The sequence below is a fragment of the Leucobacter sp. cx-328 genome (assembly GCF_014530035.1).
Classification (GTDB): domain Bacteria; phylum Actinomycetota; class Actinomycetes; order Actinomycetales; family Microbacteriaceae; genus Leucobacter.
This window is the reverse complement of the sequence record NZ_JACVMX010000006.1, coordinates 15,942-27,125: the sequence shown is the minus strand read 5'-3', so window position 1 is coordinate 27,125 and position 11,184 is coordinate 15,942. Positions and strand designations below refer to the sequence as shown.

At 63.5% G+C, this 11,184-nt stretch carries 10 protein-coding genes; 4 read left to right on the top strand and 6 right to left on the bottom strand.

The annotated features are described in order from the left end of the window. Positions 1–57 precede the first annotated feature (57 nt). A complete protein-coding gene (locus tag ICL81_RS08775; RefSeq protein WP_188034524.1) occupies positions 58–1,323 on the top strand; it encodes a glutamyl-tRNA reductase in 1,266 nt (421 codons plus the stop codon). Here the strand turns inward: ICL81_RS08775 and phnE are convergent. The 4 genes from phnE to ICL81_RS08755 all read right to left on the bottom strand — a co-directional run bounded on the left by phnE (position 1,262) and on the right by ICL81_RS08755 (position 5,182). Further along, entirely contained in the window at positions 1,262–2,173 is a 912-nt protein-coding gene (phnE, locus tag ICL81_RS08770; RefSeq protein WP_353055475.1) for a phosphonate ABC transporter, permease protein PhnE, read from the bottom strand. The genes ICL81_RS08775 and phnE overlap by 62 nt on opposite strands. 9 nt (positions 2,174–2,182) lie before the next feature. Further along, the gene (locus tag ICL81_RS08765; RefSeq protein WP_353055474.1) at positions 2,183–3,028 is read right to left on the bottom strand and encodes an ATP-binding cassette domain-containing protein; all 846 of its coding nucleotides are present in this window, start codon (positions 3,026–3,028) and stop codon (positions 2,183–2,185) included. Between the two features lie 3 nt (positions 3,029–3,031). Further along, positions 3,032–3,943, bottom strand: a complete 912-nt coding sequence (locus tag ICL81_RS08760; RefSeq protein WP_188023158.1) for a phosphate/phosphite/phosphonate ABC transporter substrate-binding protein — start codon at positions 3,941–3,943, stop codon at positions 3,032–3,034. A gap of 93 nt (positions 3,944–4,036) precedes the next feature. Then, complete coding sequence (locus tag ICL81_RS08755) at positions 4,037–5,182, bottom strand: TIGR03364 family FAD-dependent oxidoreductase (protein WP_188034523.1); 1,146 nt, start codon at positions 5,180–5,182, stop codon at positions 4,037–4,039. A 165-nt stretch (positions 5,183–5,347) separates the two neighbouring features. On the opposite strand from ICL81_RS08755, the gene ICL81_RS08750 reads away from it, so the two are divergent. Then, positions 5,348–6,097, top strand: a complete 750-nt coding sequence (locus tag ICL81_RS08750; RefSeq protein WP_188034522.1) for a GntR family transcriptional regulator — start codon at positions 5,348–5,350, stop codon at positions 6,095–6,097. 42 nt (positions 6,098–6,139) lie between these two features. Then, positions 6,140–6,862 carry a phosphonatase-like hydrolase gene (locus ICL81_RS08745; RefSeq protein WP_188034521.1) on the top strand — a complete coding sequence of 241 codons (723 nt, stop codon included), beginning with the start codon at positions 6,140–6,142 and terminating at the stop codon, positions 6,860–6,862. Positions 6,863–6,966: 104 nt separating this feature from the next. Here ICL81_RS08745 and ICL81_RS08740 read toward each other — a convergent pair whose 3' ends face one another. Continuing rightward, positions 6,967–7,683, bottom strand: coding sequence for an endonuclease/exonuclease/phosphatase family protein (locus ICL81_RS08740; RefSeq protein ID WP_188034520.1), 717 nt, complete (start codon positions 7,681–7,683; stop codon positions 6,967–6,969). 271 nt (positions 7,684–7,954) lie between these two features. Between ICL81_RS08740 and putP the strand changes: the two genes are divergently transcribed. Next, the gene (gene putP, locus ICL81_RS08735; RefSeq protein ID WP_188034519.1) at positions 7,955–9,463 is read left to right on the top strand and encodes a sodium/proline symporter PutP; all 1,509 of its coding nucleotides are present in this window, start codon (positions 7,955–7,957) and stop codon (positions 9,461–9,463) included. A gap of 73 nt (positions 9,464–9,536) precedes the next feature. On the opposite strand, the gene ICL81_RS08730 is transcribed toward putP, so the two are convergent. Further along, positions 9,537–11,165: a DUF5684 domain-containing protein gene (locus tag ICL81_RS08730; protein ID WP_188034518.1), complete on the bottom strand. Its 1,629-nt coding sequence runs from the start codon at positions 11,163–11,165 to the stop codon at positions 9,537–9,539. Positions 11,166–11,184: the final 19 nt, after the last annotated feature.

Genomic DNA, 11,184 nt, shown 5'->3' with positions numbered 1-11,184 from the left:
AAATGGATGATTTGCTTATCTCTGATCCTTGACCACGAGCCTGAAAACCTGCTTTACATGCTTATTTCTTTGTCATTCCCCCTCGACCGCGCCCCGTTTGGGCTGCTCGAGCGGCTTTCGCTCCACCAAGAGGCGATTGCCACGGCGCTCACCAGAACCCCACTCACCCGCGGCTCAGTCGTGCTTGCGACGTGCAACCGCTTTGAGGTGTACGCCGATTTCGACGCAGAGCCAGACGATTGGGTACCGGGGTCACTCCTCACGAACATCGCAATGGCGGCCAACCTCCCCGAGACCGAACTCGACACTGTCGCCACCACCGCGACCGGGCACGCGGCGGTCGTACACCTGTGCGAAGTCACCTCCGGCCTCCGCTCCGCTGTCATCGGCGAAACAGAAATCGCCGGACAGGTTCGCAGAGCACACGATGCCGCCCGCGAACAGGGCACATTGACACATCAACTGGAGCACCTATTTCGAACGGCAACCCGCACCTCCCGCGAGGTTGGGCACCGCACCAACATCAGGTCAAGTGGCAAATCCCTCGTTCGACTTGGGCTGCGGATCGCAGAAGCTCGCATCCCCGACTGGTCCTCGGCCAGGGTGCTCCTCATCGGCACCGGCGCCTATGCCGGTGCGTCAGTCGCCGCACTCAGAGCGCGCGGCGCCACCAGCATTCAGGTCTTCTCACCGTCCGGCCGAGCCGCCGACTACGCGGCTCAGCACAACCTCATGCCGGTTGCTGGTGACCAGCTCGGCGAGGCACTCGCGACAGCAGACCTCGTCATTGCCTGCACACGCGCAGAGGAGCCTCTACTCACCCCCGACCTTCTCAGCCAGGTCAGCGAGCAAGGGCTCCTCCTGATTGATTTGGGTCTCCCGCGCAACATCGATCCAACCGTTGCCGAGGTGCCTGGAGTGTCGCTCCTCGACCTCGAAACCATCGCGAAGCACGCGCCCGTCGCCGAACTGAGCGCTGAGGCCGAGGCCCACGAAATCGTGCGCGCCGCAGCTGCAGAGTTTCACGCGCTTGAAGCCGAGCGAGACGCCGTCCCGAGCCTGCGAGCGTTGCGCACTCACGTCGCGGCGATTCTCGAAGAGGAGCTGTGCGAATCAGATCAAGTCGCCACCGCGCTCCGGCGCTTCACCGGGAAGCTGCTCCATGAGCCGATGACGCGGATCCGCACACTCGGCCGCGAGGGCCGCGGCGACGATGCGGCGCAGGCCCTCGCGACTCTGTTCGGAATCGATGTCCAGCAGGCTACTGCTGGAGACGCTTTCGGATCCACCCCGAGAGCAAGTCAACCGCCACAATCACAATAAGGATGATGATGAGGTAGGTGAGCATCTCGTCGAACTGGAAGGTCTTGATCGCCTTGTTAATGAGGAGGCCGATACCGCCGGCGCCAACGAGACCGAGCACGAGCGACGAACGTACGTTCACATCGAAGCGGTAGAGCAGCAGTCCGGTGAGCTGCGGTAGCACGCTGGGGATGGTCGCGTTCGACACGACCTGCCAACGCGATGCACCCGCGGTACGGAGCGCCTGCTCAGGGCCGGGATCAATGTCTTCCATCGCTTCTGCCCAAAGCTTGCCCATGACACCGGTGTTGTGGCAAATCAGCGCGAGAACACCTGCGAAGGGGCCAAGGCCCACCGCGGTCACGAAGATGAGGGCGAAGACGATGTCGGGCACTGCGCGGAAGAACGAGAGAATACCGCGTGCAGCCTGGTACATGAAGGCGTTGGGGGTCGTGGTGCGGGCGGCGAAGACCGCGAGTAGCAGCGCGAACGGAACCGACAGTGTCGTGCCGAGCAGACCGATCCAGAGCGTCGTGAGCGCACCTTCGATGCCCTTGACGAGCGTTTCAGAGGACAAGTCAGGCGGGAACGCCTCGCTGATAAACCGGGCCATACCGTTTGCGCCGGTGACCAGCGCATCGACACGGAAGTCGGTTGCCTGGAAGGCAAACCAGTGCAGCGCGAGCAGCACGACCGCGAGCGTCACCCACGAGGTGGCGCGGCCGGTGGCGCGCGGATCGCGAGGCACATCCATGCGGCGAGCGCGGTTGCCGCCGTTCTTGCCACCGGTGGTGCCTGTGGGCGCACCGGCGACGGGAGCCCCAGCAATTGCGGCTGCGGGTACGGGCTGCTCAGGTGCAGTAGTCAGCACGGGGACTCCTTAGATGTAGAGCGATGCGAGTTCGGCATCGTCGATGGTGTCGGTGGGCTTGTCGAAGACGAGGGCACCGTCGCGCAATCCGATAACACGGTGCGCGTACTTGCGGGCCAGCTGCGGCTGGTGCAGCACCGCTGCAACGCCGAGCCCCTCTTCGACAGCGAGTTCGTGCAGGAGCGACATGACGTCGTCTGCCGCCTTGGGGTCGAGCGCCGATACCGGCTCATCAGCAAGAATCATGCGGGGACGCTGGCAGAGGGCGCGGGCGATGGCCACGCGCTGCTGTTGGCCGCCGGAGAGGCTGCCTGCGCGGTCGTGGGCGCGATCCGCCAATCCCACACGCTCCAGGCAGACCATGGCTTCTTGCTTGAGATCTTCTGGGAACAGCGCTGGCACGGACCGCCACTGCGGAATGCGCGAGAGGCCGCCAGCGCAGACGTTCTGCAGCACCGTTCGGCGCTGCACGAGGTGGATCTTCTGGAAGACCGTGGCGGCCGTACGACGCGCTTCAGCACGACGCTGCGCGCTCGCCTCGTTGAGCCGCACCCCAGCGATTTCGATATCGCCGGAATCGGCCTCGATGAGGCCATTGACCGCGCGGAGGGTGGTGGACTTGCCAGAGCCGTTGGCTCCGAGGAAGGCCACCACTTCACCGGCGTGCACACGCATGCTCATGTCCTTGAGCACGACGCGGTCACCGAAGCTCTTCGAGATGGCCTGCACGTCGAGGAGCACCTCGGCTGCGCCGTGTGCGCCTGCGCTCAGTGCGCCTGCAGCTTCTGCGGTCGTGTGCGATGCGGTGTCGGGCAGTGCGGCGATACCGGTCGCGTGGGGTGCGGCGAGACTCACGGGTTATACGTCCTTCTCAGTGAGGTTCATCGTCTCAGCGAGATCGAAGAGGGGCTTGTAGGTGTCGTTAGTGACCTCGATCATGGGGCCAGCGGGATCAACACCGAGGAACTTGCTCACCTTGGCAACATCTGCCGAGTCGAGGCCGAGCAGTGCGTCCTTTACGGCGTCCTGGAATTCCTGCGGCAGGTTGCTGCGCACGGTGACCGGGTCGTTCGGGATCTCTTCCGACTCCCACACCTGGCGGTAGCCTGCGGGATCGAAGGTGCCTGCCTCGGTTGCGGTGGCGAGGGTCTGCGAGTTGATCTGCGCCGCGTCGACGGTGCCATTCACGAGCGCAAGGAGTGCCTCGGGGTGGCCGCCAGCGTAGTCCCACTGCACGTCAGCGTCGATACCCGCGTCGACGAGCGCCGACATCGGCAGTGCGTCGCCCGAGGTCGAACCGGGGCTGCCGAGCGCGAGGGTCTTGCCCTTGAGATCTTCGATGGTCTTGACCGGCGAATCCTTAGGAACCCAGATGCCACCGGTGTAGGTGGTGGGCTGGCCCTCTGCGTCACCGAACGATGCGAGTGCGGTTGCGCCGGCACGCTCGTTTGCGAAGACGAAGCCGAGGGGGCCGAACTGTGCAATCTCGAGCTGATCATTTTCCATTGCGAGAACCTCTGCCGCGTAGTCCTCGGTGATCTGCACCTCGACCGGGCAATCGAGCTTCTCCGAGAGCGCGTCTGCGAGCAGACGGTACGCGGGCTCGAGCGCTTCGGGATCCTCGTAGGGCAGCACGCCGAAGCGGATCTGGCCGCCGGGGCAGGTCACCGACTCAGCGCTTGCGGTGTCTTCGGAAGCCGACGAGCAGCCGGTCAGGCCGAGACCGAGCAGGGTGATCGCCGCGGTTGCAGCGAGGGTAAATTTCTTCACGATTCTCCTTGGGAGTAATTGAAATGTGAGTAAAAACGGAAAGTCAGAAAGTCTGTGGGTGGGGTGTTGGCCGCTGCAGGCGAGCGCGGCCGGCTACTGCCAGCTCGCGATCGTGCGTGCGCCAAGGCCGAGGCCGACGGTCATGCCAACGCCAGTCGTGAGCGAGACAACGTCGATGCCGGGCGCGGGAGTCGCGCGCAAGATGTCTTGCTTCGCGCTCGTCGCGTAGATACCCTGCCAGCGCTCGACTACTTCGAGGCGCTCAGCGCCGAGCACGTGCGCGGCCTCTGCGAGCAGCAGCTCGGTCCAGGCCTCGCGCAGGAACGGCGGTGCAGAAGCGAAGCTCTCGTGCGAATCACCGACGAGGAGCGTGCCATCTGCCTGCTGCGTGAACATCGCGTTCGCGTCGATCTCAATGAGGTCGCGGCGGTTCGCCTGCATCTCAGCGCGCAGCGCATCTGCAGCTGGCCCCGCGAAAGCTCCGTACCGCAGCATCGAGGTGCCGGTGAGCACTGCCGGGCCGAGCCCCATGCTGTGCGGGGCGCGCACGCGGGTCATCTGGAGCACGCACTCGCGCACCGCGTGCTGCTCTGCAAGTTCGGGGAACAGGCGCCCCACAAGGTGGCCCGCTGCGATGACCACGCGATCCGCGACGATGTCACCGCGATTCGTGGCGACCGTGACGTGCGCTCCTGACTGATCCGCACCGAATACCGTCGTACCGAACAGCACCTCACCGCGCTCGTGAGCAGCCACCCACGCGGCAATGCGAGCGACGGCAGTGCGCGGATCAGCGGTCACGTCACTCGGCAACAGCGCGCCAGCAACGTGCACGGGCTTGAACACCGAACGATCGAGGTGAAGTTGATCACTGACCTCTGCACCCGTGAGCAGGCGAGCCCCAGCTGGTGCACGCTCAGTGATGAGTTCCTGCAGCACAGCTTCTTCGGCTTCGGTGCGCGCAACAGCGAGCGTTCCCGAGCGGCGTGCTTCAACGCCAGCCCGCTCAGCGAGGCTGAGCCAAATCGGCAGGCTCTCCTGGGCGAGCTCGCCGAGCTCTCCCGCCTGCACCGAAGCGCAGACGTGGCCGAAGTTGCGCACGCTCGCAAGTACCGCAGCGTGATCCTGCTCAAGGACGGTGACGCGGTAGCCCGCATCAAGCGCAGCAACTGCGTGGCCGAGGCCGATGATGCCGGCGCCGACAATGACGACGTGTTCCGGCTGGTTCGTGGTGATCATGGTTCGATCATGCGCCCCGAAAAGTAGTCATGACAACTTTTTGGAACACTGTTTGCGAGGCGTTCATTGTGGCCATATTCGGCTGAAATTCCGTCACTTTTCGTTCACCTTCACGTCACCGTTACGACCCGAAAAGCAGTACATACAACTCGTATGCTGGCTGCCATGACTGACCATTCCCCCCTGCATGCGCAGCTGTATGACGAGATGGCACGGCGCATCCGCACCGGCCTCTGGCAGCCTGGCGATCGCGTGCCGAGCGAGAAAGCACTCGTCGCCGAATTCGGCACCTCGCGCGGCCCGGTGCGGCAGGCACTCGCGGCGCTCCGGTCGGAGGGCATGATCATCGGCCGCCGTGGCGCTCCACCCCGGGTTCAGCGCACGGCGCCCACCCAATCGTTCGATACGTTCTTGTCGTTTACCGAGTGGGCACGCGAGCTCGGGCTCACCCCCGGACAGCAGGTCGTCACCCAGGAGGCGCGTCCCGCCCCAGACGAAATCGCACGCGAGCTACAGATCGAGCCGGGCGACACCATCGTCGAGATCATTCGCGTGCGGTTGCTCAACGGCCGCCCAGCCATGCTCGAGCGTTCCATCTACCCATACGAAATCGGCCAGAGCTTACTCACGGCCGACCTCAACGCCGGATCCATCTACCAGCACCTGCTGAGCTTGGGCGTTGTGCCGATCCGCGCCAGGCACACGATCGACGCAATTGCTGCACCGCCGCTCGAGTGTGAGCGACTCTCCATCGATCCTGGCTCTCCGCTCTTGCGCGTGCGCCGCATTGCGTACGACAGCACTGGGCGGATCATCGAAACCGCAGACGACCGCTACCTCCCTGCGATGGCGACGTTCGTCATCGAGAACAGCGCCGAGCACCGCACCGCCTTCACCAGGCAGAGCGCCATCTGACTTCATCATCTCAATCGTTCACCGTTTAAGGAGCACTCCCGAATGATTACCCTCGCCGTATTCGACATGGCAGGAACCACCATCAACGACGGCGGCGCGGTCTACGACGCGCTCCGCGAGGCCGTCGAGGAGACCGGCGTCACCGTCTCGCCGGCCGATCTGCAGACCTGGATGGGCACCGAAAAGCGCGCGGCGATCACCGCACTCATCGAGCTCGGTGGCGGCGATCCCTTCACGCCGGCGGATCGGGTGCCCCAGGCATACGACCGATTCCGTGCGATCCTGGCTGAGAAGTATGCGGCGCAGCCGCCCACCCCCCTTCCGGGCGTTCCCGAGGCCATCACGCAGCTGCGCAGCGCAGGGCTGCAGGTTGCCCTGACGACCGGTTTCTCGCGCGACATCGCGACCGGGATTCTCAACGAGATCGGTTGGGTTGTTGGTGCTGATGCTGAGGGTGCTGCGGCGAGCGCTGTCGTGATCGATGCGCTCATCTGCGGTGACGAGGTCGCCGAGGGGCGCCCCGCGCCCTACATGATCCACCGCGCGATGGAGGCCACCAACGTGCACGACGTCTCCACGGTACTCGCAGCAGGCGACACTCTCGTCGACGTGCAGGCTGGCATCAACTCGGGCGCATCGCTGACGTTTGGTGTGTTGACGGGCGAACTGCAGCGTACGGACTTCGCAGATTTGTGTGATTCGGCTCCGCGTACTGCCGAAGTTATCGAGTCTGTCGCCGAGATTCCCGCACGCCTCGGACTGTAGACAGCTGGCGGGTCACTCCCGCACCACAGAGAAACACCTCGGGTGACTGATCCGCGCCGCTATGCGGAGGATCAGTCACCCGAGGTGTTTGTGTGTGTCGTCGGCTAGACGAGCTGAAGCTTGCGCTCAGGACGATCAGCGAACACGATGGGCTCGTTGATGAGCGAGGTCACCATGATCGGTAGGTGGTCTGAGGTGCCGCGGCCAAGGGTCTGCACGCTTGCAACGTCAAAGCCAGACGAGGTCGCGAAGTCGAAGTGCCCACGGAACATGCCGTATCGCGTGTACGTACGCTTGTCACTGAGATTGAGGTTGTACCCGGTGTCGCGCATTTCGGTGTCGAGGCGCTTCTTGAATACCGGGTAGTTGTAGTCGCCCACCATGAGCACGGGAAGGCCGTGACCGAAGGTGCGCAGCTGCGCGAGTGCCGCATGAATCTGGCTGCGACGCAGCGAATTCAGCGCGGTGAGCGGAGCGGCGTGGAAAGACGCGGCGACGACATCGGAGTCGCGCTCAAAGTCGTGCATGTGCACGCCAAGCAGACGCTCGTGAGCCGGCGCGAGCACGCGATCATGCATCGACTTCTTCAGCTGGAAGGTGCGTGACTCACGAACGTGGAATCGCTCGCTATCAACGTACATCGCAAGGCCAAGGCGGTTCTTTTCGGTGGCATGCACGAGCTTGAGCTTGCCGAGACGCTCTGGAAGCGTCATCGCGTCAGCTTCTTGCAGGCAAAGTACGTCAGCGTCATGTGCGTCGACCAGATCGTGCAGTTCGCACGCGGCACGGTTCTTACGCAGGTTGTAGCTGATCGTCTTCATACGGTCACTCTCCTCGAGATTCCGGGTGGCTTCGTTGCAGTTCTCACATTACGCCTGCTGCCAAAGAGTGACGCACGGCTCGAGAAGCGGGCGTGTCTTCAACTGCGAGCGCCCTGTTGAGCCCTGCACGGGTGAATTCAGTGTGCGCCGTAAAACAGTGGATTACCTGAGAACTGTGCAGAGTCACAAGAGAATGGCCCGAATTTACAGGGGGAATAGAGTTATAGATAGGTTTCGCCTGTTTCTTGGTGGTCAACGAAAGGAATCCGGCTTGTCGGATCAGCTGTTCCTCTACATTGCGCTTGGTGCGTACTTCGCGGTGTTGCTCTTTATTGGGTTCATCGCGTTTCGCCGCACCAACAGTCATGAGGGGTACATGCTCGCCGGTCGCGGGCTGCCGTCGTGGGTCGCCGCACTGAGCGCCGGCGCCTCAGATATGTCGGGTTGGCTCATTATGGGTCTCCCCGGCGCGATCTATGCGACCGGCCTCATCGAAGGCTGGATCGCGGTTGGCTTGCTCATCGGTTCGTACCTCAACTGGCGCCTGGTTGCCCCGCGACTGCGCGCGTACAGCGAGGTGGCAAAAAACTCGATCACCATCCCGAGCTATTTCGAGAACCGTCTGCGTGACAAATCGCACCTACTGCGCCTCGTCTCGAGCGCAATCATTCTGGTGTTCTTCACGCTCTACGCGTCGTCTGGCATTGTTGCCGGAGGTGTCTTCTTTGAGAGCGCGTTCGGCGGCAACTATGTCACCGGCGTTCTGCTCATCACGGCCGTTACCCTGGTGTACACGCTCTTCGGCGGCTTCCTCGGTGCTTCACTCACTGACGTGGTGCAGGGTCTCATGATGGTGACTGCCCTCATCGTTGTCCCGGTCATCGCCATCATCAACATCGGTGGCCTCGGCGAGACCGCCTCGCTCGTGCACGCTGTCAGCCCCGGCAATCTCTCAATTTTCGGCGGATCAGACATGACCACCACCGCGGTCGTTCTTGTCATTCTCTCCGGTCTCGCATGGGGCCTCGGCTACTTCGGTCAGCCCCACATTGTCATTCGCTTCATGGCGCTCCGCTCCCCCGCCGAGGCGAAGAGCGCACGCCTCATCGGCACGAGCTGGCAGTTCCTCTCGCTCGCTGGTGCGCTTTCGGCCGGACTGGTCGCGATCGCATACTTCGATGTCTTTGGTGGAGCTCCCACCAACCCTGAGACGATCGTGCTGTTGCTCGCGCAGACGCTGCTCCATCCCCTCGTCGCGGGTCTCGTCCTTGCTGCCGTACTTGCTGCAATCATGAGCACGCTGTCGAGTCAGCTCCTCGTGTGCTCATCGGCCATCGTCGAAGACATCTACCGTCTCATCAGTAAGCCTGCACCGAGTGAAAAGGTGCTGCTGAACTTTGGTCGCCTCGGAGTGCTCCTCATCGCGGTCATCGCTGGCGCACTGGCATTCTCACCGAGCGACTCAATTCTCGCGCTCGTTGGGTTCGCGTGGGCCGGCTTCGGAGCTGCCTTCGGCCCCGTCATGCTACTCAGCCTGTACTGGCGCAAACTCACGACTTGGGGTGCACTCGCAGCCATGATCGTTGGTACTGCGACCGTCTTCATTTGGAAGGCGCTGAACACAGGCCTATACGAGTTGCTGCCAGCATTCGTTCTCGCCATGCTCACCGCCATCGTTGTGAGCTTGGCTACGCGCAAGCGCGACCCCGAGATCGAGTCAGAGTTCAACGCTGCTCAGGCGTTCTGGCGTTCAGAGCAGAAGAGCGCGGATCAGGCGTAAGCTATTTCGGCTCCGCTCATCCGCGCCCTGCTTGCGTGCTGGTTACCCCGCACGATACGAGCTTGCTAGCCCGTTAGTCGAGCGGGATGAGACGCACCTCAAGGGTGCCGAACATCATGCGCTCGCTCGCGATCGTGCGGGTACCGGGCGCTACCTCTGCCCACTCCCCGCTGGCGGCCTGGGTCGCGACACCGTTGGTCGAGTTGAGGTCGACGATCTGCCACTCTCCGCCGGTGCGGATCATGCGCACGTGCGACTTTGAGAGTGTACGTGTGGGGTCTTCCACGATGAGCGTGACCGACTCTGCCGTTGCGGACGGCTTTCGGCCAACGATGACGTCGTCACCGGGAATGACCAGTACCTCGTTGGAGCCGAGTACGAGACCCCAACGGGGGCTGCGCACGACGGCGATCGTATTATCGTCGTCATCATCATCAGTGGCGAAGAGCCGATTGGCTGCTGGCGCGACGGGCGGGACAACTGCCTCTGGCAAGATCGGCCAAACCGCTGGCGACTGTGCTGGCGCCTGCGCTGCCGGGGCCTGGGCCGGTGTCGGGGCGTCTTCCTGAACGGGTGCCGGGGGAACCTGGGCCGGGACAACCGGCTCAGGAACGACCTGGGCTGGCGCTACAGGCGCTGGGGCCTGCAGCTCGGGCGTAGGCTGAGCCGTAGGCTGGACTGCTTCGGGAATCGGCGCAGGGGCCGGAGCCGGAACGGGCTGCGGCGCAGGGGTGGCAGGAGCAGGAGCAGGAGCTGCTGCAGCTGGCTGCACAACCGGTGTCGGCTTCACAGGCTTCGCGAAGTCGGGCTCAGGCCACATGAACGGACGCGGCGGGGCAGTCGGTTCAAGCGGTGTCGCAGTGCCAGGCTGAGCGCCCTCTTCGGCAAGCTGGTGGAACGCGTCTTCAGTCGTACGGCTAAAGCCCCATCCCTCATGCTGTGGATCCTGCTCAGCCGCGGGAACCTCCCAAGGTTCCTGCGCAACTGCCGGTGTGACGGGTGCAGGAACAGCAGGAGACTGAGGCTGAGGCTGGGCAGCCGGCTCCACCAAAGGAGCGGGCGCAGGCGCTGGCTGAGCGGACGGCTGAACCGGCGCAGCCTGGCGGGGCACGGCAGGCGCTGGCTGCACAACTGGGCGTGCCTGCGCCGGAGCAGCCGGTGCGGCAGGTGCCACCTGTGCAGCACGAGCTGCAACGGGCGCGGGAGAACTCGGGCGCGCGACTGGTGCGGCGGTTGCCTTCACAGGGAGCTGTCCCTGCATGCCGGCCTGTCCTGATCCGCCTACCGTGATCTGCGACTGCTCGAGGTGAGACGCAAACACCATTGCCCAAACCGGGGGCAGGAAAATCGCGAACCAAATGTACGCGACGTTCGCATTGAACTCTTTGTGGAGGCGATGAATCGACATCATGAGCAGCACAAAGGGCACAATACTCACGCCAGGGATGATCACGAGGAACATGAGCCAACCGGGGAATCCGCCGCGACTGACCAGGAGCACCTGGTTCCAGATCGGAATCCAGCCCTGGCCTGCAGGCAGGCCAATGAGCGGGAACAACCGGCTCAGCGACCACAGGTACCAAACGAAGAACGCAAGCCCAACGAGCGACCAGATCACTGCAATCATGACAAACGCCGTTGAGACAGTCACGGCCGGATCTGGCTGGCCAATCTCAGTTGGCAGCAACATCGGTACGTTCATGCTCGAACCTCACGCCTCT